Here is a 23,284-nt window from a genome sequence, read left to right on the forward strand (position 1 = left end):
CGCCCAGAGCTTCGCGATCGACGAGGGCGCTCAGGACTTCCGAACGCCGATGTGCTCCTCGTGGATGTGGATCGGTCCGCGTGTCTCCGCGAGCCGGCCGCCGCCCCCGCCCCATCGCAGCGCGATGATCTCGGCGGCGATGGACACGGCGGTCTCCTCGGGGGTGCGGGCACCGAGGTCCAGACCGATCGGCGACGACAGGCGTCCCAGTTCCTCCTCGGTCAGGTCCGTCTCCCGCAGGCGCTCCATGCGGTCGTCGTGGGTGCGGCGCGAACCCATCGCGCCGACGTACGCCACGTCGAGCCGCAGCGCGACCTCGAGGAGCGGCACGTCGAACTTCGGATCGTGGGTGAGAACCGTGATGACGGTGCGGGCATCCACGCGACCCGCTTCGGCCTCGGCCGCGAGATAACGGTGCGGCCAGTCCACGATCACCTCGTGGGCACCGGGGAAGCGGGCTTCGGTGGCGAACACCCCGCGCGCGTCGCACACGGTCACCGTGTAACCCAGGAACGAACCGAGCCGGGCCATCGCCGACGCGAAGTCGATCGCCCCGAACACGATCAACCGGGGCGGGGGCTGGAAAACGTTGACGAACACCGACATTCCCTCACCACGACGTTCACCGTCCGTGCCGTAGTGCAGGGTGCCCGAACGTCCGGCCTCGAGCAGGCCGCGCGCGTCGTCGACGACGGCGTCGTGCATGCGTGACGAGGCGAGCTGCCCGTCCGCGCGGTCGCGCCACACGACCATCCGCCGCCCCCGCACCGCCGGGTCGGGATGGGCGGTGACGGTCGCGAGAGCGACGGGCTCGCCCGCCCGGACGGAGCCGAGCAGGTCGGTGAAGGCGGGAAAGGAGTCCGCATCGATCCGTTCGACGAAGACGTCGATGATGCCGCCGCACGTGAGGCCGACGGAGAACGCGTCGTCGTCGGAGACCCCGTAGCGCTGCAGCACCGGCTGCCCGCTCGCGATGATCGATCGGCCGAGTTCGTAGACATCGCCCTCGACGCATCCGCCCGAGACACTGCCGGTGACGGTCCCGTCCTGGGCGACCAGCATCGATGCACCCGGGCCCCGCGGTGCCGACCGGAAGGTGGAGACCACGGTGCCCACCGCGACGGTCTCCCCGGCCCGGTATCGCCGGTCGAGTTCGTCCAGAATTTCACGCACGCCGAACCTCCTCGAGAAGTTCTTCCAGTGTCGCGAGGCTGTGTCCCGCGAGCAGACGATCGATGTGCGGCAGCGCCGCGGAGATACCCGACTGGATCGGTTCGTAGCCCTCGCCGCCGGCGTGCGGGTTCACCCACAGCACGCGGTGCGCGAGGCGGTGCAGCTGCGCCATCTGCTCCCCGAGCAGTGAGGCGTCGCCGCGTTCCCAGCCGTCGGAGAAGATCACGACCACCGCACCCCGCGCGAAACCCCTACGCCCCCAACGGTCCAGGAAGGCGTGGAGAGTGTCGCCGAGGCGTGTCCCGCCGGCCCAGTCGGGTACCGCTCGTGCGGTCCCGGCGAGCGCGACGTCCGGGTCGCGGGCTCTCAGCGCCCGCGACAGGCGGGTCAGCCGCGTGCCGAGGGAGAACACCTCGGTGGACGACGGGGCGGCACGTGTGACGACGTGCGCCAACCGCAGCAGCGCGTCGGCGTAGGGACTCATCGACCCGGACACGTCGATGAGCAACACCACCCGGCGCGTTCGGGTCGCCCGCGCACGGTGCCGTGGCCGGACGGGTTCGCCTCCGCTCGCCAGCATGTCGCGCAGGGTGTGCCGCGGATCCACCGGTCCGCGCCGGGAAGGCTTCGAACGCAGTGCCCGACGTGTCGGCGGACGGGGCTGCAACCGCGCGAGCAGTTCGGCGAGATGAGCGCGTTCGGCGGTCGTCAGTTCGGCCACGTCGCGATGACGGAGGACATCGGTGTCGTCCGCCGCGACCTGCAGTCGTGGTGCCTCGTCCCCGGAGTCGCCGTCGGCGCCCTCGCCTCGGGACAACGCGGCGATCCGCGCGGTGCGGGTGCGCTGCCCGTGGGTCCGCGAACCGGTCGGGACGGTGTCGCCGAACCAGTGGACGAAGGCCGCGTCGTAGCGGGCCGTATCGTCCGGTGTGCGGCACAGCGTGGCGCGACCCGCCCAATAGACCTGGACGGGATCCCCGACGTCGACGTGTCCCAGGGCGTCGAGATAGGTGGCGGTCGCGTCGAGAGCGACGGGCAGACCGGCGGCGGCGAGGGCGCGGCCGAAACCTGCGAGGCCGACGACCGGGCCGGCGGCGGTCGTCACCCCGCCCTCGACAGGTCGAGACCGGTTCGGGTGACACGGTCGATGTCCTCGCGGTACTTCAGGACCGCGCCGAGTGTCGCCGCGGCCGTCGCCGCGTCGAGGGCGTCGCGATCGAGGGCGAGCAGTGCGCGTGCCCAGTCGAGGGATTCGGCGATACCGGGCGGTTTGAGAAGTTCCTGTCCGCGGAGCAACTGCACCGCGCGGGCGATCTGCTCGGCGAGCGGGCGCCCCAGTCCCGGTAGCCGCCGCTGCAGGATCGCGACCTCGCGTTCGAGATCGGGATGCTCCACCCAGTGGTACAGACAGCGGCGTTTGAGTGCATCGTGCACCTCGCGGGTCCGGTTGGAGGTGAGCACCACCAGAGGTGGGACCTCGGCACGGACCTCACCGAGTTCGGGGATCGTCACGGCGTTCTCGTCGAGCAACTGGAGCAGAAATGCCTCGAACTCGTCGTCGGCACGGTCGATCTCGTCGACGAGCAGCACGCACGGTGATTCGGTGAGTGCTCGCAGCAACGGGCGGACGAGGAGATAGCGCTCCGTGTACAGGGAACGTTCGGCGGTGTCCGCGTCGAGCGCACCGTCGCTCGCCGCCTCGAGCGACCGTAGGTGGAGCAGCTGCCGGGGAAAATCCCAGTCGTAGAGGGCCTGCGAGGCGTCGATGCCCTCGTGGCACTGCAGACGGATCATCGGAAGGCCCAGGGCCCGGGCGAGTGCCGCTGCGAGCGAGGTCTTCCCGGTGCCGGGTTCGCCTTCGCAGAAGAGCGGGCGGCCCATGCGCATCGCGAGGAAGACGACGGTCGCCAGTCCGTCGTCGGCGAGATAACCCGTCGTGTCGAGCGCAGCCGAGAGCTTCTCGGGTGAATCGATGCGTGTCGCGTCGCCGGCCATGAGGCGAGCCTAGATGCTCACCCGCCTCCGGACCGGCGACTGCCACGATCGAACGGCTCAGCCGTCGGGACGATCGGACGGCTCAGCCGTCGGGACGATCGGGCGGCCGGTTCAGCCGTCGGTGTGCGCGAGCTGTGTTGCCCCGTCGACGAACAGGGTGGCGCATCCGGGGCACAGCGTGGTCGGCCCGGTGGCCCAGCCGTTCACCTGGGCGTGGAGTTCGGCCTGCAGTCGACTCCGTGCGGCAGTGCGGTAGCAGTGATCGCAATGATCGCAACGGAAGACCCACCGGTCACCGGCAAGCGGGTCGCGGCGCGGCATCATGTGTCCACCTCGGTGTGGTCGAATCGGTCGGAACTGCCTGCGGGGGTGTCGGTCCGGTCAGGGAACGGACTTTCCCATGACACGGGCCCACCATGCGTCGAGTGGGCTGGGATCAGGCCAGCGAATCGTGTCGTCTGCGATGGAATGCGACCGGGACGCGGTGTCTTCACGTCCGTTTTCGGCGCTCGGTGAATCGGAATGTGCATTACGCACTGAGGTCACCCCTTATTGCTATCGGCGCGTCCGTTCGTCGGACACACACCTACGCACCTGTGAGGCGTTCTTCGATGCTAGCCTCCTTTGCGCGTTCCGGGTCCGTTTTCCGGTATCTCCGCTGTTCGTCGCGCGGAGACCGAAGACCTACGACCCTCCCGGTAGGGGAGGTGGGCCGCCGTCGAGTGCGGAACGCAGACGTGTGTTGTCCGCCTGCAGCGCCGCATTGCTTGCTTCGAGTTCGAGGATCCGGGCGACGCCGGCGATATTGACACCCGATGCCACGAGCTCGACGATCCGTTGCACGGTCTCGAGATCGTTCTCGCTGTAGCGACGCGTTCCACCCGCTGTACGGGCAGGATTGAGCAGGCCCCGGCGTTCGTACAGGCGCAGGGTCTGTGGGTCGAGTCCCGAGAGTTCGGCGGCCACGGAGATCCCGTAGACCCCGCGCTGGGCGCGCAGAAAAGGATCGTGCGTCATCGTCTCCTCCGGTGGGCCGTGGGGCCGCAGCTGACCAAAGCCTTGACCGAAGTGTATCAGCAGCGCCATAATAAATCTGTGTCAACTGGCACAGATAATTGACGGAGTGTGGCCGTCACGAACGGCCGGACAGTCGGAGGTGACAGACCGATGTTGATGCGCACCGACCCGTTCCGCGACGTCGATCGTCTCGCGCAGCAGGTGCTCGGCACCATGGCCCGTCCCGCGGTGATGCCGCTCGACGCATGGCGGGAGGGCGACCGTTTCGTCGCGGAGTTCGATCTCCCCGGCGTCGACGCCGGGTCGATCGAACTCGATGTCGAGCGCAACGTGCTCACCGTTCGCGCCGAACGCCCGGAAGTCGACCGGGACAAGGAGTTCATCTCGACCGAGAGGCCGCGAGGCGTCTTCACCCGTCGGTTGTTCCTCGGCGACACCCTGGACACCGATCGAATCGAAGCACAATATCGGGGTGGTGTTCTGCGCGTGACGATTCCGGTCGCGGAGAAGGCGAAGCCGCGCAAGATCTCCGTGATCGACGCGGAAGGCAACGGACAGACCGCGATCGAGAACTGAGTCACTGCGACGAACCGGGCCCGGGATCATCCCGGGCCCGGTTCCTGTTGCTCCGCTTACGGTTTGAGGCCGATCTTGATTGCGCCGTCCTGCTTCTTCTGGAAGATCTCGTACGCGCGCGGTGCGTCGTCGAGCGGGAGGCGGTGGGTGGCGAAGTCGTCGACCCCCAGCGGATCCTCGTCGGTCAGCAGCGGCAGGATCTCCGGAACCCAGTTCAACACGTTCGCCTGCCCCATACGGAGACGGATCTGCTTGTCGAACAGGGTGAGCATCGGCATCGGGTCCGCCGCCCCGCCGTACACGCCGCTCAGCGAGATCGCGCCACCACGTCGCACGACGTCGATCGCGGTGTACAGCGCGTGGAGACGATCGAGGCCGGCCTTCTCCATGAACGGCTCGGCGATCGCCGACGGCAGGAGGCCCGCAACGCTCTGGGCGAGCTTCGCAACGGGGGAGCCGTGCGCTTCCATGCCCACCGCGTCGATCACCGAATCGGTGCCGCGCCCGTTCGTCATGTCGCGGATCATGTCGCCCGGGTTGTCGTCGACCTCACGGAGATCGACGACCTCGATGCCGCGAGACGCCGCCCGGGCGAGCCGTTCGGGAACGAGATCCACCCCGATCACCCGGGCGCCCTTGTGTGCGGCGATGCGGGCGGCCATCTCCCCGATGGGGCCGAGGCCGAGCACCGTCACGCTGCCCCCGTCGGGGATCTCCGCGTATTCGACGGCCTGCCATGCGGTGGGCAGCACGTCGGAGAGGTAGACGAAGCGATCGTCCGCCGGACCTTCGGGGACCTTGATGTGGGTGGCATCGGCGTGAGGTACCCGCAGGTACTCGGCCTGCCCGCCCGGCACGCTGCCGTAGAGCTTCGAGTAGCCGAACAGGGCGGCACCCGTACCCTCCTCCCGGACCTGCGTGGTCTCGCACTGCGAGTGCAGTCCGTGGGAACACATGAAGCACTGACCGCAGCACACCTGGAAGGGGATCACCACCCGATCGCCGGGCTTCAGCTTCGTGACTCCGGAACCCACCTCCTCGACGATGCCCATCGGCTCATGGCCGAGGATGTCGCCGGGAGTCATGAAGGCTCCCAACACCTCGTACAGGTGCAGGTCGGAGCCGCAGATGTTCGTGGTGGTGACGCGGATGACGGCGTCACCGGCCTCCTGGATCGTCGGGTCGGGCACCGTGTCGACGCTGACGTTGCGGCGGCCCTGCCATGTCACTGCCTTCATGTCGCTCCTCGCCTCCTCGGGTGAAGGAATGTCGGGCCGTGCCCGGCATGTGTCTCCCGATGCCTACCCGCGCTCGGCGCGGGCAAACGCTGCCCGCGAGTGGGTCCCTGCCACGCCGCACATGTTTGCGCGTGCCGGAGGAGAGGTATGTCGCCACAGAACCGAATCACCGCGACACATGTCTGTGGCCGCTCTTGCGGGAGCGCAGCCGCACAGGAGGAGGTCAGGTGACCACTTCGGACCCCGAACACCACGGAAGCCAGGATCCCGAACCTTCGCGCACCCCGGATCTCGAGCCCGGTGGCGGCGTGGCACCCGGATCGACGCCCCCGGACTCGGGGACGACGTCCGGGCTGTCCGCTCCGGAACCGGACACGAGAAAGCGATTCCCCATCAGCGGGTGGCTCACGCTTCTCGCCGTCGCGGTGATCGTGATCATCTTCGTGGCCGCGATCTTCGGCATCCTCGCCTGACGGTTCGCTCGGCGAGCGCCCGGGACGATCTCAGGGACGTCCGCGGCGCGGTAACCGCACGACCTGCACGAAGAACTCGTCGATCTGCTTCACGGCACCGATGAACTGGTCGAGATCGACCGGCTTGGTGACGTATGCGTTGGCGTGCAGCTTGTAGCTGCGCAGGATGTCCTCCTCGGCCGAGGAGGTCGTGAGTACCACGATGGGGATGTCGGACAGTTCGGGATCGGACTTGATCTTCGTCAGGACCTGCCGGCCGTCGTATTTCGGCAGGTTGAGGTCGAGCAGGATCAGGTCCGGGCGCGGAGCGTTCTCGTGGGCACCCCGTCGGTACAGGAAGTCGAGGGCTTCCTCCCCATCGTGGACGACGTGGAGGGCATTGCCGATCTTGTTGTCCTCGAATGCTTCGCGGGTCATGAGCTCGTCGCCCGGATCGTCCTCGACCAGCAGGACGTCCACCGGACGGGCAGCGGGATAGGTCACGTAATGCTCCTCATGCGGTGGTCCCGTGCTTCTGCTCGCCGGGTAGTGGTGCGGTTCCGAGGGTGAAGCAGATTCGAGTGCCCTCGGGGTGAGTATCGCTGTACTCGGTGTCGATCCAGATTCTTCCCGCGTGATACTCGACGATTTTCTTGCACAATGCCAATCCGATACCGGTGCCCTGATAGTCCTCGCGGGGATGGAGGCGCTGGAAGATCACGAACACCTTCTCCGCGTATTCGCTGTCGATCCCGAGGCCGTTGTCGATTACGCAGAACTGCCACTGCGAGCTCGACTCGTCCTCGACCTTCTCGCACTCGATCCGGATGACGGGGGTGCGATCGGGATGCCGGAACTTGATCGCATTGCCGAGCAGGTTCTGCCACAACATCGTCAGCAGTGTCGGGTCGCCCGTCAGTTCGGGCAGTGAGTCGGGTCGTTCGATCCGAGCCTGCGACTCCTCGATCGACGCCGAGAGATTGAACAACGCCTTGTCGAGCGGTCGCCCGAGGTCCACCCGGACGTAGGCATCGTGCACGCGCCCGACCCGCGAGAAAGCGAGCAGATCGCTGATCAGGACCTGCATGCGCTTCGCACCGTCCACGGCGTATTCGACGTACTGCCGGCCACGATCGTCGAGGACGTCCCCGTAGCGCTTCTCGAGGAGCTGGCAGAAGGACGCGACCTTCCGGAGTGGCTCCTGCAGGTCGTGCGATGCGACATAGGCGAACTGCTCGAGTTCGGCGTTGGAACGTCGTAGTTCCTCGGCCTGGGCGTCGAGATCCTCCGCTTGTCTGGCCAACAGGGTCTGTTGCTTGCGGGAATCCGACAGCGCATCGGCGATACGACCGCGCATCGTCTCGACGTCGAGGGCCAGTGCCCGGATGTCCTTCGGTCCCTGCGGATAGATGTGCTGGTAGAAGTTCTCCTCGAGCGCGACCCGGCGACTGGCGTTGCGGAGTTTGCTGAGCGGCACGGCGACGAGATTGTGGACGAGGGCCACCATCGCGAGGCCGGTGAGGATGAACGTGATCACCATGGCGATCAGGACCGAGTTGCGGATCGTCCGGGACTGCACGAGATCGTCGAGGTTCTCTTCGAGCACACGGGAGAGCGCGCTGTTCTCCTGGACGAACATCGACCGGATCTCACCGAAGGTCAGCCGGTCCTCCTCGGCCAGGTTCGCATCGACGGGGCGCGGCTGCCCGGGCACGACTGTGGCGATGATCGGCTCTGCATATTGCGTCTGCCACTGCCGGGCGGTGGCGTCGATGGAGTCGATGTCGGCGAGGAGCTCGGGATGGTCGGCGAGGAGTTCACGGAGGCGATCGAGGGCGACCTGCTGATCGGCCCGGCCGGCGCGATACGGCCCGAGGAAGATCGGGTCGGTCGTGAGCGCATACCCGCGGACTGCGGTCTGCTGATCGAGCAGTGAGCTCTGCAGCCGGTAGGCCTCCGTCATCGCGGGCTGGATCCGCCCGGTCACCTCGTCGGTGATCTGCACGGTGCGCTGGATGAAGATTCCGCCCACGATCGAGCCGAGGACGGCGAAGACCGCGAGGACCGCGAACGCGACCTGGAACCAGCTCTGCACGACCAGCCGCGACGAGAACCGCTCGATACGCGGTTCGGGAACCGAAGGATCCCTCATCGCTGCACCGTCGCTCCGACCTCGGCGGAACGCACGATACCGATCACATCCACCCCAGCTTCCCGGTCCGTGCCCGATTCACGCCGAAGGCGAGGAATCCCGACGGCGGTGCGGACCGGACCTTTCGGTCTGCGAACACACGTTTGGACGGGCTGCCTGCTGAACCCAGGAGCGAACTGTAACCCACCGGTGCGGCGCCTCCGGAGCCAGCCATGGGCTCGGAAAACTCCCGGGCGCCGGAACGGCTCCAGGGTCGCTCGGGTACCGGCAGCTCGCGTCCTCGGCCGCGCCCTCGGGAGCCGAACTCGGTGCGATCGATCAGATCGGTCGCACCGTGAGGATCTGGGACATCGTGCCGATCGGGCCGGTGGTGTCGTGCAGCACCGTGCTCGTCAGACCGATGCCGTCGGCACCGAACGAGACCGACGTGTCGAAACCGACCCATTCCCCGCGCGGTTCGGTGAACAGGTGCGCGGTGAGATCGAGATTGGGGAAGGCGACCTTACTCGGGTCGGCGCGCACCGCCATGCCGTTGGCGATGTCGAACAGACCGGCCGTGGCGGCGAGACCGCTGACCTTCTCGCCGTCCACGAGCGCGAGCGGCGTGCGCACCCAGAAGGAGGCCCGTCCGGGACCGGACGAGGTGCGACGCACCTCGACGGAGTCGATGAATCCTCCCGGCCACAGGGTCGTCGGATCCCAGGGTTCGCTGTCCTCGGGCGACGGGATCGACTGCAGAACGGTGCCGGCGATCTCCGCGGTGGTCCGGGTCTGCATCAGCCACGCCCGGGCGCGCACGATCGCGCGCCCGTCGTGGGCCAGGGTGGCCTCGACGAGTTCGATGGTGCGACCGGGACGCAGGACCTCGACGGTCGTGACGACGGAACCGACCGGCACGGTGCCGAGGATGTCGTACGACAGGCGCCCGATCACCAGTCCGTCGTCGCGTCGGGTGTCGCGGTCGCATTCGATGACGTGGGCGATCAGACCGAGGGCGGGAGCGATGTGCTGTTCGGCTTCGTTCCACGCCCCGCCGACGTGCTCGGTGGCGCGGAAGGATGTCGGACCGAGTCGTTCGAAATAGCTCATGCGGTCTCCGTTCGGGCCGTGTCGGCCGGGGATGCTGTGTCTGCCGGGAATGCCGAGGGGGTCGCGGTGAGGGCCGACAGGGCCATGCGTCGCAACACCGCGCGAGTGCTCTCCGGGGAGCGCGGGTCGGCGCTGTGCGGTGTGGAGTTGATGAGCCCGAAGGTCGCGTGCGCCATCGTGCGTGCATCGGATTCGGGCAGTACCGGGTCGATGCGGCGCAGTACGCCGACCCAGATCTCGACGTAACGACGCTGGGTCACCCGCACCTCCCGCTGTGCCTCGTCGGGGAGGGACGCGAACTCGCGGTCCTGCACGCGGATGAGGTCGGGCTCGCCCAAGGCGAAGTCGAGATGGAAGTCGACCAGGCCCTCGAGGGCGCCGCGCGGTTCGGGATTCGTCTCGGCGACCTGCGTGCCACCTGCGAGCAGGCGGCGGCTGATCTCGACGAGGATCTCGACGAGCAGGGCGTCCTTGTTGGGGAAGTGCCGGTACACGGCGGGTCCGCTGATACCCACGGCGGCACCGAGATCCTCGAGGCGGACCCCGGGGAATCCGCGTTCGGCGATCAGGTGCGCTGCGGCACGCAGGAGGTCGCGTCGGCGTTCCGCCTTGGCGAGGCTACGCCGCGTCGGGCGTCCCGAGGCGGTCGAGACGTCGATCGCGGACTGGGTCATGAAAATCTCCGCTCGGTGTGGTCTGGACAACTCGGTTAATCATAACTAACCTGGATTTCAGTTAATGACGATTATTCGATCTACCGAGGATGGTGTTCGTGACGACCGCTGAGACGGCCTCGACAACCAGCCGCGACCAGCACGAACAGCTGGTCGGAGAGCTCCGGGACAAGCTCGCTGCCGCGGCGCGGGGTGGTAGTGAGAAATCACGGGAGCGGCACGTCGCACGGGGCAAACTGCTTCCCCGCGACCGCGTGGACGAACTGCTCGACACCGGCAGTCCGTTCCTCGAGCTGTCACCCCTCGCGGCGAGCGGCATGTACGACGACGAGTGCCCCGGCGCCGGCATGATCGCCGGAATCGGCCGCGTCGCCGGCCGTGAGTGCGTGATCGTCGCCAACGACGCCACCGTCAAGGGCGGCACCTACTACCCGATCACGGTCAAGAAGCACCTGCGGGCACAGGAAGTCGCACTGCAGAACAACCTGCCGTGCCTGTACCTCGTCGACTCGGGTGGCGCCTTCCTGCCGCGGCAGGACGAGGTCTTCCCCGACCGCGAGCACTTCGGCCGCATCTTCTACAACCAGGCCACCATGAGCGCCAAGGGAATTCCGCAGATCGCCGCGGTCCTGGGCTCGTGCACCGCCGGCGGTGCCTACGTCCCCGCGATGAGCGACGAGGCCGTCATCGTCCGCAACCAGGGCACCATCTTCCTCGGCGGCCCGCCGCTGGTGAAGGCCGCGACCGGTGAGGTCGTCACCGCGGAGGAACTCGGCGGCGGCGACCTGCACTCGAAGGTCTCGGGCGTCACCGACCACCTGGCCGAGGACGACCGCGACGCGCTGCGCATCGTGCGCGACATCGTCTCCACCTTCGGTCCGCGCACTCCGCGCCCGTGGGACGTCGAACCCACCACCGAGCCCGAGGCCGACCCCGCCGAGCTGTACGACGTGGTGCCCACCGATCCGCGCATCCCCTACGATGTGCACGAGGTCATCACCCGCGTGGTCGACGGCTCCTCCTTCCACGAGTTCAAGGCCGAGTACGGCAAGACCCTCGTCACCGGCTTCGCGCGTATCCACGGCCACCCGGTCGGCATCGTCGCGAACAACGGGGTGCTCTTCGGCGAATCCGCCGTCAAGGGCGCGCATTTCATCGAACTGTGCGACAAGCGGTCGATCCCGCTGGTGTTCCTGCAGAACATCTCCGGCTTCATGGTCGGCCGCGACTACGAGGCCGGTGGCATCGCCAAGCACGGCGCGAAGATGGTCACCGCGGTCGCGTGCGCGCGGGTGCCGAAGCTGACCGTCGTCATCGGTGGCTCGTACGGTGCGGGCAACTACTCGATGTGCGGTCGCGCGTATTCGCCTCGCTTCCTGTGGATGTGGCCGAACGCCCGCATCTCCGTCATGGGCGGCGAGCAGGCCGCCTCGGTGCTGGCCACGGTGCGCTCCGACCAGCTCGACGCCTCGGGCAAGCCCTGGACGGCCGAGCAGGAGGAGGAGTTCAAGGCTCCGATCCGCGCCCAGTACGAGGAACAGGGCAATCCCTACTACTCGACCGCGCGCCTGTGGGACGACGGCATCATCGATCCCGCAGACACCAGAAAAGTCCTCGGACTGGCACTGTCGGTGTGCGCCAACGCCCCGCTCGAGCCGGTCTCCTACGGCGTCTTCCGGATGTGAGTGCACCCATGACTGATACGACTCGGATCGACACGGTGTTGGTCGCCAACCGCGGCGAGATCGCGGTGCGCGTCATCCGCACCCTGAAGGCGATGGGCATCCGCTCGGTCGCCGTGTTCAGCGAGGCCGACCGCGACGCCCGGCACGTGCAGGAGGCCGACACCGCGGTGCTGCTCGGACCCGCGGCGGCGCGCGAGAGCTACCTGGTGATCGACAAGGTCATCGACGCGGCGCTCGCCACCGGCGCGCAGGGCATCCATCCCGGCTACGGATTCCTCTCGGAGAACTCGGCTTTCGCCGCCGCATGCGCCACCGCCGGTATCGCCTTTCTCGGTCCGTCCGCCCACGCGATCGAGACCATGGGCGACAAGATCACCGCCAAGGCCGCGGTGTCGGAGTTCGGCGTTCCCGTCGTGCCCGGAATCTCCCGGCCCGGACTGAGCGACGACGAACTGATCGCGGGCGCCGAGGAAGTCGGCTACCCCGTGCTCGTCAAGCCGTCCGCCGGTGGTGGCGGCAAGGGCATGCGCCTCGTCGAGGACCCGAAGGATCTGCCCGCCGCGCTCGAATCCGCCCGTCGCGAAGCGGCATCGGCATTCGGTGACGACACCCTCTTCCTCGAGCGGTTCGTCCAGCGCCCCCGGCACATCGAGGTCCAGGTCCTCGCCGACGCGCACGGCAACGTCGTCCACCTCGGCGAGCGCGAGTGTAGCCTCCAGCGACGGCACCAGAAGGTCATCGAGGAAGCGCCCTCGCCGCTGCTCGACGAGGCCACCCGCGCCCGCATCGGTGAGGCCGCGTGCAACACCGCGCGCAGCGTCGACTACACCGGCGCCGGCACCGTCGAGTTCATCGTCTCCGCCGACAAGCCGGACGAGTTCTTCTTCATGGAGATGAACACCCGACTGCAGGTCGAGCATCCGGTCACCGAGATGGTCACCGGCCTCGATCTCGTCGAGTGGCAGGTGCGCATCGCCGCGGGCGAGCCGCTCGGCTTCACCCAGGACGACATCACCCTCACCGGCCACGCGATCGAGGCCCGCGTCTACGCCGAGGATCCGGCCCGCGGCTTCCTCCCGACCGGTGGTGAGATCGCTGACGTCGTCGAACCCACCGGCCCCGGTGTGCGCGTCGACTCCGGTATCCGTGCCGGCACCGTGGTCGGCAGCGACTACGACCCGATGCTCGCCAAGGTCATCGCCCACGCCGACGACCGCGCCGGCGCGCTGCGACGCCTCGACCGGGCGCTCGCACAGACCGCCGTGCTCGGCGTCGTCACCAACGTCGACTTCGTGCGGTTCCTGCTCGCCGACGACGACGTCGTGGCCGGTGCGCTCGACACCGGACTCCTCGACCGCCGGGTCGGCGACTACACCGCCCCCACGACCGCCGATTCCACGCTCGTCGCCGCGGCGATCCTGCGGTGGCTCGACCGCTGGGCGGGCGACACCACCGATCCGTGGGCAGTGCCCGACGGATGGCGCGTCGGTGCCCACCGGCCCGTCACGTCGCGGCTCACCTCCGGCGACCGCACCGCACACGTGCGCCTGACCGGAAGCCCGGCGGCCGGTGTCGCCGAGGTCGAGGACGGCGAGACCTACCGGTTCAGCGCCGTGCTGCACGGTTCCGATCTGGCGGTCGTGCTCGACGGCCGGCGTCACAGCTACCGCGTCGGCGAATCCGACGGTGCGGTCTGGCTTTCCGACGGCCACGGCAGCGTCGCCGTCCGCGAGGTGCGCGAGGCATCGGTGCGTGGCGACGACGCGCACGCCGGCGACGCCGACATCACCAGCCCGATGCCCGGCGCCGTCATCGCGGTGTCCGTCGCCTCCGGCGACACCGTCACGGCCGGGCAGACGCTCGTCGTCGTCGAGGCCATGAAGATGGAACATTCGCTCACCGCCCCCATCGACGGCACCGTCGAACTGTTCGCGGCCGCCGGTGAGCAGGTCAAGGTCGATCAACTTCTCGTGCGAGTCACCCCGCACGCCGACACGGAAGAGGCACAGTGATGACGGAATACCTTGCTACGGGTCAACTTCCCGACGAGTACGAGCAGCTGCGCAAGACGGTCGCCGACTTCGCCCGCACGGTGGTCGCGCCGGTCGCCGCCAAGCACGACGCCGAGCACTCGTTCCCCTACGAGGTCGTGCAGGGCATGGCCGAGATGGGCCTGTTCGGTCTGCCGTTCCCCGAGGAGTACGGCGGCATGGGCGGCGACTACTTCGCGCTGTGCCTCGCGCTCGAGGAACTCGGCAAGGTCGACCAGTCCGTCGCCATCACCCTCGAGGCCGGTGTCTCGCTCGGTGCGATGCCGATCTACCGATTCGGCAACGAGAAGCAGAAGGAGGAGTGGCTGCCGCAGCTCGCGAGCGGTCGCAACCTCGCTGCCTTCGGTCTCACCGAGCCGGGTGCGGGCAGCGACGCCGGAGGCACGAAGACCACCGCCAAGCTCGAGAACGGCGAGTGGATCATCAACGGCAACAAGCAGTTCATCACCAACTCCGGCACCGACATCACCTCGCTCGTGACCGTCACCGCCGTCACCGGTGTGCGGGAGAACGGCAAGAAGGAGATCTCCACGATCCTCGTGCCGACCTCCACGCCGGGCTTCACCGCCGAACCCGCCTACAACAAGGTCGGCTGGAATGCCTCCGACACGCATCCGCTCACCTTCGCCGACGTGCGGGTGCCCGAGGAGAACCTCCTCGGCGAGCGGGGCCGCGGCTACGCCAACTTCCTGCGCATCCTCGACGAGGGCCGCATCGCGATCGCCGCGCTGTCGACCGGAGCCGCGCAGGGTTGCGTCGACGAATCGGTGAAGTACGCCAAGGAGCGCGAGGCCTTCGGCAGCCCGATCGGCAACAACCAGGCCATCGCCTTCAAGATCGCCCGCATGGAGGCACGTGCGCACGCCGCACGCACCGCCTACTACGACGCCGCCGCCGCGATGCTCGCCGGCAAGCCGTTCAAGAAGCAGGCCGCGGTCGCCAAGCTCGTCGCGTCCGAGGCCGCGATGGACAACGCGCGCGACGCGACGCAGATCCACGGCGGCTACGGCTTCATGAACGAGTACGCCGTGGCGCGCCACTACCGCGACAGCAAGATCCTGGAGATCGGTGAGGGCACCACCGAGGTGCAGCTCATGCTCATCGGACGGGAGCTGGGACTGTGAGCGAGACCGACACCACCGTGGAGAAGCGGATCGTCCAGCGCGGCCTGTGGTTCGAGGAATTCGAACTCGGCGCGATCTACGAGCACCGCCCCGGCCGGACGATCACCGAGGCCGACAACACGCTGTTCACGACGCAGACGATGAACACGCAGGCGCTGCACCTCGACGCCGCCTACGCTGCCGAGACCAGTTTCGGTGAGCGTCTGGTCAATTCGATGTTCACGCTCTCGACGATCGTGGGACTGTCGGTCGCCCAGCTCACGCAGGGCACGATCGTCGCGAACCTCGGGTTCTCCGAGATCTCCTTCCCCAAGCCGCTCTTCCACGGCGACACGCTCTACGCCGAGACGAAGATCGTCGACAAGCGCGAGTCGAAGAGCCGGCCGGGGGAGGGCATCGTCACCCTCGAACACACCGGTCGCAACCAGCACGGCGATGTCGTCGCCGTCGCCGTGCGCAAGACCCTCGTCCAGAAGAGGCCCTCGACATGACCTGGGAACTCCCCGGCCCCGCATGGCTTTTCTGTCCCGCCGATCGTCCGGAGCGCTACGCCAAGGCCACCGAGCGTTCCGACGTGGTGATCCTCGACCTCGAGGATGCCGTCGCACCGGCCGACAAGCAGGCGGCCCGTGAGGCGCTGATCGCCACGCCGCTCGACCCCGAACGCACCGTGGTGCGGGTCAACCCGGTGGGCACGGCCGACCACGAGGCCGATCTCGAGGCGCTGCGCCGCACGTCGTACACGCGGGTCATGCTGCCCAAGTGCGAGAGCGGCGACGAGGTGCGCTCGCTCGCACCGCTCGAGGTGGTCGCGCTCATCGAGTCGCCGCTCGGGGTGCTCGCGGTGGAGGACATCGCCGTCGCCGAGAACACCCTCGGAATGATGTGGGGTGCCGAGGATCTCGTAGCCGGACTCGGAGGCAACGCGAGCCGTCGCGCCGACGGGACGTACCGCGCGGTGGCGCAGCACGCCCGGTCGGTGACCCTGCTCGCCGCGAAGGGTCACGCCCGCTGGGCGCTCGACTCGGTGTACCTGGATATCAAGGACACCGACGGTCTCCACGAGGAGGCCCTCGACGCCGTGGCGGTCGGATTCGACATCAAGGTGTCGATCCATCCGAGCCAGGTCGACGTCGTCCGCCGGGCGTACGCGCCCACCCCCGAGGAGGAGGCGTGGGCGCGGCGCGTCCTCGAGGCCGCCGAATCGGAGCGCGGCGTCTTCGATTTCGAAGGGAAGATGGTCGACGCTCCGGTGCTGCGTCACGCCGAGCGCGTGCTGCAGCGCGCGTCGGCTGCCGCCTCGGCATGACCGCGCGTCACCGGGGACGGTGACGCAACAACTGAGTGAGACGGTGGGCGCTGTCGAGCAGCGCCTCACCGAGTTCGGGCACACGATCGGGCCGGAACCGGCTCTCCACGCCGGTAAGACTCAACGCCCAGGTCGGGGCGCCGCGGTGATCGAACACCGCGGCGCCCATTCCCCAACTGCCCTCGACGATCAGCGCCGGATTGACGGCGTAGCCGGCCAATCGTGTCGCCTCGATCCGCTTCTCCAGTGCGGGTCGCGCATGGTCCGGCCCCCAGTCCTCCGTGAGATCCACCCGCGACAGATACGCCTCGATCTCCTGATCGGGCATGTGCGCGAGGATCGCCAGCCCCGCCGACGCCACCCCGAGCGGGAACCGGATCCCGATGTGGAGCACGTGCGAACGCAGCGGGAAGCTGCCCTCCTCCATCGCCAGACAGACCGTCTCGTCGCCCCGCCGCGCGGAGAGGAAGACGCTCTCGCCGGTCGCGCGCGCCAGATCGCGCAGCACGTCACCCGCGAGATCGGTGATGTCGTAGCGCGCGGAGGCGAGCGATCCCAGCAGGTAGAGCTCGGGTCCGAGGGCCCAGCGTCCCGACGCCGGATCCCGGTCGACGAGCCCCTCGTCGGCGAGTGAGCTGAGCAGCCGGTGCACCGTAGGCCGGGCGAGGTCGGTCGTGCGGGCGACCTCCGAGGTCGTCACCCCTTCCGGTTCGTGCGACGAGACGGTGCGCAGCAGGGCGGCGATCCGCGTGACCAGTTGACCCCGTGCATCGGACGACATGTCTCGATTCTACGTCCACTCAATGAACGCATAGAGCGTCTCCGTTCGATGAACGACCAATTTCAGAGAGATTCCGGCAGGACCTTGTGTTCGCCAACTGCAGGATCTTTAGTAGAAGCCGAGAATGTGACCGCGTTCATCCAGTGGACGTGATCCGTCCAGCGGGGCCCCGGCGGCTCCCCCGGAACCCGAGAGGTGAGAGTTGGCAACGAAAGTGTTCGAGACGGCGGCGGAGGCCGTCGCCGACATCCGTGACGGTGCGACGCTCGCGGTGGGCGGATTCGGACTGTGCGGTATCCCCGACATCCTGATCCAGGCCATCGCCGACACCGGGGCCACCGACCTCGAGGTGTTCTCCAACAACTGCGGCGTCGACGGCCACGGACTCGGAATCCTGCTGGGCAGCAAGCGCATCCGCCGGGTCACCGCATCGTACGTCGGGGAGAACAAGGAATTCGCCCGGCAGTACCTCTCGGGTGAGCTCGAGGTGGAGCTGACTCCGCAGGGCACTCTCGCCGAGAAGCTCCGCGCCGGCGGCGCGGGCATCCCCGCCTTCTTCACCCCCGCCGGTGTCGGCACGCCCATCTCGCAGGGCGGACTGCCGTGGAAGTACAACGCCGACGGTTCGATCGCCGTGGCGTCACCGGCGAAGGAGATCCGCGAGTTCCGCGGCAAGCGGTACGTGCTCGAGGAGTCCATCACCGCCGACTTCTCGCTCGTGCACGCCCTCAAGGGCGACACCGAGGGCAACCTGGTGTTCAACAAGGCCGCGATGAACTTCAACCCGCTCGCCGCGATGGCCGGTCGCGTGTGCATCGCCCAGGTCGAAGAACTCGTCGAGCCGGGCGAGATCGATCCGGGCGAGGTGCACCTGCCGGGAATCTTCGTGAACCGGGTCGTGCACACCGGTGTCCAGGACAAGCAGATCGAAAAGCGCACCGTCAGCGCCGCGAAGGGAGCGTAGAAGATGACCACAGCTGTCGAGACACAGGGGTGGACGCGCACGCAGATGGCCGCGCGTGCCGCGCAGGAACTCTCGCCGGGGGAGTACGTCAACCTCGGTATCGGCCTGCCGACGCTGATCCCCAATTACCTGCCCGAGGGTGTGCACGTGACCCTGCACAGTGAGAACGGCATCCTGGGCACCGGGCCGTACCCCACCGAGGATTCGGTCGATCCCGACCTGATCAACGCCGGCAAGGAGACCGTGACGGTCAACCCCGGCGCTGCCTTCTTCGACTCGGCGCTGAGCTTCGGCATGATCCGCGGCGGCCACATCGACACCGCGGTGCTCGGTGGCATGGAGGTCTCGGCCACCGGCGATCTGGCCAACTGGATGGTGCCCGGCAAGATGGTCAAGGGCATGGGCGGGGCGATGGATCTCGTCCACGGTGCCCGCAAGGTCATCGTGCTCATGGAGCACACCGACAAGCAGGGCAACCCGAAGATCGTCTCGGAGTGCTCGCTGCCGCTCACCGGTGAGGGCGTGGTGCAGCGCATCATCACCAACCTCGCGGTGATCGATGTGACCGCCGACGGCCTCGTCCTGACCGAGTGCGCCCCGGGCGTCACCGAGGAGCAGGTGCGCGCTGCGACCGGAGCACCGCTCACCCTTCCCTGACGACCGGCCGGTTCCGCCTGCGGAACCACCGGAAGATCCACCTTCTCCGCGCGACCCCGGTCTCGGACTCCGTCTCGAGCCGGGGTCGCGTCGAGTTCAGGGCCGTGCGGGCCTCCTCGCGACGACGTGCCCGCTCGACCCTCCACACCTCCACCATCTCCTCGGCGTCGACCTTGTGGATCGGTACGGGCAGGCCGCTCGGGAAACGCAGACAGTCGGCGATCCGCCGGTTGAGATCGGAGACGATCTCGCGCACCACCTTCTCGCTGGGCGCCGAGCCGACCGTGTCGGGCAGCCGCTCGATCTCGCGCCGCAACTGCAGTTCGGGCGGCAGCAGCGCCTCCGTCGACAGTCCCTCGCGCGCCAGATAACTCTTCACCCACCACAGCTCGTCGTCGCCGTGATCGGGGATGGGTTTGCCGTAACCGGGCAGATCGTCGAAATCACCCCGGTCCTGCGCCACGCGGATCTGACGTTCGATCCATGTCTCGAACGTCAGATCCCACCGCTTGCGCTCGGTCACACATCCAGGATGCCAGCGCGGGCGCGTGTCCCGCGTGTGGTGCGAGGTGTCCTAACCTGAGCCACGTGGAAGGACAGCGCGAGTCGCCGGTGCATGCCCGCCCGCCGGGCGACGGGGTGGACACCAACACGGTGCTCGGCAAGGTCGTCACCGTGCTGTGGGCGTTCACCGCCGACGACCACGTTCTCACCCTCGCCGAACTGGGCCGACGCACCGGTCTGCCGAAGGGGACGCTGCACCGCGTCGTCACCGATCTCGTCGCCGTCCGGCTGCTCGACAAAGACCCCGCGGGCTACCGCCTGAGCGGTCAGCTCTTCGAACTGGGTCTGCGCGCCTCCCTCGAGCGGGGACTGGTCGAGGTCGCCATCCCGTTCATGGAGGACCTCTACGAACGCACCCACGAGACCGTGCACCTCGGTGTCCCCGAAGGTGTCGAGGTCGTCTACGTCTCGAAGATCGGCGGACATCGCCCCGCGTCCACGCCGTCCCGGATCGGTGGTCGAATGCCCATGTACTGCACCGGGATCGGCAAGGCGCTTCTCGCGTTCTCTCCACCGGAGCTGCTGGCCGAGGTGGTCGAGGCCGGGTTGGCGCGCAAGACTCCCCGCACCATCACGACCCCCGGACGGCTCGGGGCGAATCTCGCGACCGTGCTCGAGCGCGGGGTGGCGTTCGAATTCGAGGAGTCCGCGGTCGGTCTCGCCTGCGTGGCCGCTCCGATCCTCGATGCGGACGAGCGCCCCATCGCGGCCGTGAGCGTCACCGGTCCCGTCACCCGGTTCCGTCCGGAGAAGCACGAGGGCGCGGTGAAGGCCGCCGCCGCGGGCATCGCCGCCACCCACGCCCGGCGCGAGGCCATCCGCAACCTCTGAGCGCGCACGTTCCACTCACCGGAACGACCCCCTGTACGGGGGCGGACCTCGCCGCCACGATGGTCGTAATCCATCGAACGACGAGGACGTGATGACTACCAGCTCCAACACCACATCAGCGACGGATCGCACCCGCATCGCCGGTGCGGCGGCCGACCGTCTCATCGAGGCCACACGCAGCTCCACACCGTGCGGTCCGGTCCGCGACCTGCTCGGGGAGACCGACATCGACCTGGCATACGCGGTGCAGCAGCAGCTCACCGACCGCCGGCTCGCCGAAGGTGCCCGCATCGTCGGACGCAAGATCGGCCTGACCTCCCCGGCGGTGCAGCAGCAGCTCGGTGTCGACCGCCCCGACTTCGGTGTCCTCTTCGAGGACATGGACGTCACCGCTCTGGACGAGGTGCCCAGCGAGCGCCTGCTGCAGCCGAAGGCCGAGGCCGAGATTGCGTTCGTCCTCTCCGCCGACCTCGATTCGGACGATCTCGATCTCGCGACCGTCCGCGCCGCCGTCGGCCACGCGGTCGCCGCTCTCGAGATCGTCGACAGCCGCGTCGCCGGCTGGGACATCAAGATCACGGATACGGTCGCGGACAACGCATCCAGCGGCCTGTACGTGCTCGGCTCGCAGACGCTCACTCTCGACGAGTTCGAGCCGATCGACGCCACCATGCGGATGTACGTCGACGACGAGCTCGTCTCCGAGGGCAACGGCGCAGCCTGCCTCGGCGATCCGCTGAACGCCCTGCTGTGGCTCGCACGCACGGCACGCGAGTTCGGGCAGCCCCTGCGCGCAGGGCAGGTCGTGCTGTCGGGGGCACTCGGCCCGATGGTTCCGGCGCCGCCCGGCGTCACGGTCCGCACCGAGATCTCTTCGCTCGGCACCGTCACCGCGCGTTTCTCTTCCGAAAGCTCCACCGCACAGGAGAACTCATGACCACCAAGGTTGCCATCATCGGGTCGGGCAACATCGGCACCGACCTGCTCATCAAGATCAAGCGACTGGCCGACGCCGAACTCGAGACCGTCGCCCTCGTCGGCATCGATCCCGAATCCGACGGCCTCGCACGGGCGAAGCGCCTCGGCATCGATGCCATCTCGACCGGTGTCGAAGGGCTCGTCGAGCACCCGCGCTTCGACGAGATCGAGATCGTCTTCGACGCGACCTCGGCGAAGGCCCACGAGTACAACGAGAAGGTCCTGCGCCCGCACGGGAAGATGCTCATCGACCTGACGCCGGCCGCGATCGGCCCGTACACGGTGCCGCCGGTGAACCTCACCGAGCACCTCGACGCCCCGAACGTCAACATGGTCACCTGCGGTGGTCAGGCCACCATCCCGATCGTCGCGGCCATCTCGCAGGTAACCAAGGTGCACTGGGCCGAGATCGTCGCCTCGATCTCCTCGAAGTCGGCCGGCCCCGGTACCCGCGCCAACATCGACGAGTTCACCGAGACCACCTCGCAGGCCATCGAAAAGATCGGTGGCGCCACGCGCGGCAAGGCGATCATCATCCTCAACCCGGCCGAGCCGCCGATGATCATGCGCGACACCGTGCTTGCTCTCGTCGGTGAGGACCGCAAGGACGAGATCGTCGCGTCCGTCGAGGCGATGGTCGCGAAGGTCCAGGAATACGTGCCCGGTTACACCCTCAAGCAGGAGGTGCAGTTCACCGAGGTCACCGAGCCCATGGAGACGCTCACCGACCACACCGGCCCCCTGTGGAAGGTCGCGGTGTTCCTCGAGGTCAAGGGCGCAGCGCACTACCTGCCCGAGTACGCGGGCAATCTCGACATCATGACCTCCGCGGCGCTGCAGGTCGCACGCGCCGTGGCGGCACGCAAGAAGGATCAGGTGACGGCATGACCGCGGCAACGACGACGACTCGCGAATTCGCAAGCGACGGAACGGCTCTGTACATCCAGGACGTGACCCTGCGCGACGGCATGCACGCCATCCGTCACCGCATCACGCCGCAGGACGTCGCGAAGATCGCCGGTGCGCTCGACCGTGCCGGTGTGGATGCCATCGAGGTCTCCCACGGCGACGGTCTCGCCGGTCACTCGCTGACCTACGGTCCCGGTAGCAACACCGACTGGGAGTGGCTCGAAGCCGCTGCCGGAGCGATCAATTCGGCCACGCTCACCACGCTGCTCCTGCCCGGTATCGGAACCGTCCACGAGCTGAAGCGTGCCTACGAGATCGGCGTGCGGTCGGTGCGCATCGCGACGCACTGCACCGAGGCCGACGTCTCCGCGCAGCACATCGCCGCGGCGAAGGAGCTGGGCATGGACGTGTCCGGCTTCCTGATGATGTCGCACATGGCCCCGTCCGAGGAGCTCGCCCGCCAGGCGAAGCTCATGGAGTCCTACGGCGCCGACTGCGTCTACGTCACCGATTCCGGCGGACGCCTGACGATGGACGGTGTCCGCGAGCGTGTGCGTGCCTACCGTGAGGTCCTGAACGAGACCACGCAGATCGGCATCCACGCGCACCAGAACCTGTCGCTGTCGGTCGCCAACTCCGTGTGTGCCGTCGAGGAAGGCGTCATCCGCGTCGACGCATCGCTGGCCGGACACGGTGCCGGCGCCGGTAACTGCCCGATCGAGCCGTTCGTCGCCGTCGCCGACCTGCTCGGCTGGAAGCACTCCTGTGATCTGTTCGGGCTGCAGGACGCCGCCGACGATCTCGTGCGTCCGTTGCAGGACCGTCCGGTGCAGGTCGACCGCGAGACCCTCACCCTCGGCTACGCCGGCGTGTACTCGAGCTTCCTGCGTCACGCCGAGACTGCCGCGAGCATCTACGGTCTCGACACCCGCGACATCCTCGTCGAGATCGGCCGCCGCGGGCTCGTCGGTGGTCAGGAGGACATGATCACCGACGTCGCACTCGACCTGCGCAATCGCGCAGGACACTGATCCGGTCGCATCCGACCGGAACAGCTGCGTCGGG

The 23,284-nt window shown here is 68.0% G+C and carries 25 protein-coding genes; 13 read left to right on the forward strand and 12 right to left on the reverse strand.

What is annotated here, in order from left to right:
• Positions 1-30 precede the first annotated feature (30 nt).
• From A8G18_RS00880 to A8G18_RS00900, 5 genes are all read right to left on the reverse strand, one after another.
• On the reverse strand, positions 31-1,173 hold the full coding sequence (locus tag A8G18_RS00880; protein WP_016931735.1) for an XdhC family protein: 1,143 nt from the start codon (positions 1,171-1,173) through the stop codon (positions 31-33).
• Positions 1,166-2,278, reverse strand: coding sequence for a vWA domain-containing protein (locus A8G18_RS00885; protein WP_064062357.1), 1,113 nt, complete (start codon positions 2,276-2,278; stop codon positions 1,166-1,168). Before A8G18_RS00885 ends, A8G18_RS00880 begins: the two co-directional genes overlap by 8 nt.
• A complete protein-coding gene (locus A8G18_RS00890) occupies positions 2,275-3,168 on the reverse strand; it encodes an AAA family ATPase (RefSeq protein ID WP_064062358.1) in 894 nt (297 codons plus the stop codon). Before A8G18_RS00890 ends, A8G18_RS00885 begins: the two co-directional genes overlap by 4 nt.
• Positions 3,169-3,279: 111 nt before the next feature.
• On the reverse strand, positions 3,280-3,492 hold the full coding sequence (locus A8G18_RS00895; protein WP_016931738.1) for a hypothetical protein: 213 nt from the start codon (positions 3,490-3,492) through the stop codon (positions 3,280-3,282).
• A gap of 360 nt (positions 3,493-3,852) precedes the next feature.
• Complete coding sequence (locus tag A8G18_RS00900; RefSeq protein WP_064062359.1) at positions 3,853-4,185, reverse strand: MerR family transcriptional regulator; 333 nt, start codon at positions 4,183-4,185, stop codon at positions 3,853-3,855.
• A 150-nt stretch (positions 4,186-4,335) separates the two neighbouring features.
• Between A8G18_RS00900 and A8G18_RS00905 the strand changes: the two genes are divergently transcribed.
• Positions 4,336-4,761, forward strand: coding sequence for an Hsp20/alpha crystallin family protein (locus tag A8G18_RS00905; RefSeq protein ID WP_064062360.1), 426 nt, complete (start codon positions 4,336-4,338; stop codon positions 4,759-4,761).
• A gap of 56 nt (positions 4,762-4,817) precedes the next feature.
• Here the strand turns inward: A8G18_RS00905 and A8G18_RS00910 are convergent, their stop codons facing one another.
• Entirely contained in the window at positions 4,818-5,999 is a 1,182-nt protein-coding gene (locus tag A8G18_RS00910) for a zinc-dependent alcohol dehydrogenase (RefSeq protein WP_064062361.1), read from the reverse strand.
• 227 nt (positions 6,000-6,226) lie between these two features.
• Here A8G18_RS00910 and A8G18_RS00915 point away from each other — a divergent pair, with 227 nt between their 5' ends.
• On the forward strand, positions 6,227-6,472 hold the full coding sequence (locus tag A8G18_RS00915; protein WP_064062362.1) for a DUF6480 family protein: 246 nt from the start codon (positions 6,227-6,229) through the stop codon (positions 6,470-6,472).
• A gap of 30 nt (positions 6,473-6,502) precedes the next feature.
• Here A8G18_RS00915 and A8G18_RS00920 read toward each other — a convergent pair whose 3' ends face one another.
• The 4 genes from A8G18_RS00920 to A8G18_RS00935 all read right to left on the reverse strand — a co-directional run bounded on the left by A8G18_RS00920 (position 6,503) and on the right by A8G18_RS00935 (position 10,366).
• Positions 6,503-6,955: a response regulator gene (locus tag A8G18_RS00920; protein WP_026003108.1), complete on the reverse strand. Its 453-nt coding sequence runs from the start codon at positions 6,953-6,955 to the stop codon at positions 6,503-6,505.
• Between the two features lie 10 nt (positions 6,956-6,965).
• On the reverse strand, positions 6,966-8,603 hold the full coding sequence (locus A8G18_RS00925) for a sensor histidine kinase (RefSeq protein WP_064062363.1): 1,638 nt from the start codon (positions 8,601-8,603) through the stop codon (positions 6,966-6,968).
• Between the two features lie 318 nt (positions 8,604-8,921).
• Positions 8,922-9,692 (reverse strand): thioesterase family protein, encoded by a 771-nt coding sequence (locus tag A8G18_RS00930; RefSeq protein WP_064062364.1) that lies wholly within the window; start codon positions 9,690-9,692, stop codon positions 8,922-8,924.
• The gene (locus A8G18_RS00935) at positions 9,689-10,366 is read right to left on the reverse strand and encodes an SACE_7040 family transcriptional regulator (protein ID WP_064062365.1); all 678 of its coding nucleotides are present in this window, start codon (positions 10,364-10,366) and stop codon (positions 9,689-9,691) included. Before A8G18_RS00935 ends, A8G18_RS00930 begins: the two co-directional genes overlap by 4 nt.
• 89 nt (positions 10,367-10,455) lie before the next feature.
• Between A8G18_RS00935 and A8G18_RS00940 the strand changes: the two genes are divergently transcribed.
• Genes A8G18_RS00940 through A8G18_RS00960 form a run of 5 tightly spaced genes read left to right on the forward strand, consistent with a single transcriptional unit; the run spans position 10,456 to position 16,535 of the window.
• Positions 10,456-12,051, forward strand: a complete 1,596-nt coding sequence (locus A8G18_RS00940; protein ID WP_064062366.1) for a carboxyl transferase domain-containing protein — start codon at positions 10,456-10,458, stop codon at positions 12,049-12,051.
• 8 nt (positions 12,052-12,059) lie between these two features.
• Positions 12,060-14,063, forward strand: a complete 2,004-nt coding sequence (locus tag A8G18_RS00945) for an acetyl-CoA carboxylase biotin carboxylase subunit (protein ID WP_064062367.1) — start codon at positions 12,060-12,062, stop codon at positions 14,061-14,063.
• On the forward strand, positions 14,063-15,226 hold the full coding sequence (locus A8G18_RS00950) for an acyl-CoA dehydrogenase family protein (protein WP_059384399.1): 1,164 nt from the start codon (positions 14,063-14,065) through the stop codon (positions 15,224-15,226). The genes A8G18_RS00945 and A8G18_RS00950 overlap by 1 nt, the downstream gene beginning before the upstream one ends.
• Complete coding sequence (locus A8G18_RS00955) at positions 15,223-15,717, forward strand: MaoC family dehydratase (protein WP_064062368.1); 495 nt, start codon at positions 15,223-15,225, stop codon at positions 15,715-15,717. The genes A8G18_RS00950 and A8G18_RS00955 overlap by 4 nt, the downstream gene beginning before the upstream one ends.
• Positions 15,714-16,535, forward strand: a complete 822-nt coding sequence (locus A8G18_RS00960; protein WP_064062369.1) for an HpcH/HpaI aldolase/citrate lyase family protein — start codon at positions 15,714-15,716, stop codon at positions 16,533-16,535. Before A8G18_RS00955 ends, A8G18_RS00960 begins: the two co-directional genes overlap by 4 nt.
• A gap of 7 nt (positions 16,536-16,542) precedes the next feature.
• Here A8G18_RS00960 and A8G18_RS00965 read toward each other — a convergent pair whose 3' ends face one another.
• Complete coding sequence (locus tag A8G18_RS00965; protein ID WP_064062370.1) at positions 16,543-17,316, reverse strand: IclR family transcriptional regulator; 774 nt, start codon at positions 17,314-17,316, stop codon at positions 16,543-16,545.
• Between the two features lie 202 nt (positions 17,317-17,518).
• Between A8G18_RS00965 and A8G18_RS00970 the strand changes: the two genes are divergently transcribed.
• The gene (locus tag A8G18_RS00970; protein WP_064062371.1) at positions 17,519-18,280 is read left to right on the forward strand and encodes a CoA transferase subunit A; all 762 of its coding nucleotides are present in this window, start codon (positions 17,519-17,521) and stop codon (positions 18,278-18,280) included.
• Between the two features lie 3 nt (positions 18,281-18,283).
• Positions 18,284-18,937, forward strand: coding sequence for a CoA transferase subunit B (locus A8G18_RS00975; protein ID WP_059384403.1), 654 nt, complete (start codon positions 18,284-18,286; stop codon positions 18,935-18,937).
• Here the strand turns inward: A8G18_RS00975 and A8G18_RS00980 are convergent.
• Entirely contained in the window at positions 18,924-19,460 is a 537-nt protein-coding gene (locus tag A8G18_RS00980; RefSeq protein ID WP_064062372.1) for a DnaJ family domain-containing protein, read from the reverse strand. The genes A8G18_RS00975 and A8G18_RS00980 overlap by 14 nt on opposite strands.
• 116 nt (positions 19,461-19,576) lie before the next feature.
• On the opposite strand from A8G18_RS00980, the gene A8G18_RS00985 reads away from it, so the two are divergent.
• The 4 genes from A8G18_RS00985 (at position 19,577) to dmpG (ending at position 23,250) form a co-directional block, all read left to right on the forward strand.
• On the forward strand, positions 19,577-20,332 hold the full coding sequence (locus tag A8G18_RS00985) for an IclR family transcriptional regulator (RefSeq protein WP_060652563.1): 756 nt from the start codon (positions 19,577-19,579) through the stop codon (positions 20,330-20,332).
• Between the two features lie 91 nt (positions 20,333-20,423).
• Positions 20,424-21,269, forward strand: coding sequence for a 2-keto-4-pentenoate hydratase (locus A8G18_RS00990; RefSeq protein WP_064062373.1), 846 nt, complete (start codon positions 20,424-20,426; stop codon positions 21,267-21,269).
• Complete coding sequence (locus A8G18_RS00995; RefSeq protein ID WP_059384407.1) at positions 21,266-22,198, forward strand: acetaldehyde dehydrogenase (acetylating); 933 nt, start codon at positions 21,266-21,268, stop codon at positions 22,196-22,198. The genes A8G18_RS00990 and A8G18_RS00995 overlap by 4 nt, the downstream gene beginning before the upstream one ends.
• Positions 22,195-23,250 carry a 4-hydroxy-2-oxovalerate aldolase gene (gene dmpG, locus A8G18_RS01000; protein ID WP_064062374.1) on the forward strand — a complete coding sequence of 352 codons (1,056 nt, stop codon included), beginning with the start codon at positions 22,195-22,197 and terminating at the stop codon, positions 23,248-23,250. The genes A8G18_RS00995 and dmpG overlap by 4 nt, the downstream gene beginning before the upstream one ends.
• The last annotated feature ends 34 nt before the right edge of the window (positions 23,251-23,284 follow it).

This window comes from Rhodococcus gordoniae (genome assembly GCF_001646655.1).
GTDB classification, from domain to species: domain Bacteria; phylum Actinomycetota; class Actinomycetes; order Mycobacteriales; family Mycobacteriaceae; genus Rhodococcus; species Rhodococcus gordoniae.

Bases quoted from the DNA above. Each gene is read 5' to 3' on its own strand.
- A8G18_RS00890 (WP_064062358.1), bottom strand. From the start codon at position 3,168: ATGGCCGGCGACGCGACACGCATCGATTCACCCGAGAAGCTCTCGGCT.
- A8G18_RS00895 (WP_016931738.1), bottom strand. From the start codon at position 3,492: ATGATGCCGCGCCGCGACCCGCTTGCCGGTGACCGGTGGGTCTTCCGT.
- A8G18_RS00900 (WP_064062359.1), bottom strand. From the start codon at position 4,185: ATGACGCACGATCCTTTTCTGCGCGCCCAGCGCGGGGTCTACGGGATC.
- A8G18_RS00905 (WP_064062360.1), top strand. From the start codon at position 4,336: ATGTTGATGCGCACCGACCCGTTCCGCGACGTCGATCGTCTCGCGCAG.
- A8G18_RS00910 (WP_064062361.1), bottom strand. From the start codon at position 5,999: ATGAAGGCAGTGACATGGCAGGGCCGCCGCAACGTCAGCGTCGACACG.
- A8G18_RS00925 (WP_064062363.1), bottom strand. From the start codon at position 8,603: ATGAGGGATCCTTCGGTTCCCGAACCGCGTATCGAGCGGTTCTCGTCG.
- A8G18_RS00930 (WP_064062364.1), bottom strand. From the start codon at position 9,692: ATGAGCTATTTCGAACGACTCGGTCCGACATCCTTCCGCGCCACCGAG.
- A8G18_RS00935 (WP_064062365.1), bottom strand. From the start codon at position 10,366: ATGACCCAGTCCGCGATCGACGTCTCGACCGCCTCGGGACGCCCGACG.
- A8G18_RS00940 (WP_064062366.1), top strand. From the start codon at position 10,456: ATGGTGTTCGTGACGACCGCTGAGACGGCCTCGACAACCAGCCGCGAC.
- A8G18_RS00945 (WP_064062367.1), top strand. From the start codon at position 12,060: ATGACTGATACGACTCGGATCGACACGGTGTTGGTCGCCAACCGCGGC.
- A8G18_RS00950 (WP_059384399.1), top strand. From the start codon at position 14,063: ATGACGGAATACCTTGCTACGGGTCAACTTCCCGACGAGTACGAGCAG.
- A8G18_RS00960 (WP_064062369.1), top strand. From the start codon at position 15,714: ATGACCTGGGAACTCCCCGGCCCCGCATGGCTTTTCTGTCCCGCCGAT.
- A8G18_RS00965 (WP_064062370.1), bottom strand. From the start codon at position 17,316: ATGTCGTCCGATGCACGGGGTCAACTGGTCACGCGGATCGCCGCCCTG.
- A8G18_RS00975 (WP_059384403.1), top strand. From the start codon at position 18,284: ATGACCACAGCTGTCGAGACACAGGGGTGGACGCGCACGCAGATGGCC.
- A8G18_RS00990 (WP_064062373.1), top strand. From the start codon at position 20,424: ATGACTACCAGCTCCAACACCACATCAGCGACGGATCGCACCCGCATC.
- A8G18_RS00995 (WP_059384407.1), top strand. From the start codon at position 21,266: ATGACCACCAAGGTTGCCATCATCGGGTCGGGCAACATCGGCACCGAC.
- dmpG (WP_064062374.1), top strand. From the start codon at position 22,195: ATGACCGCGGCAACGACGACGACTCGCGAATTCGCAAGCGACGGAACG.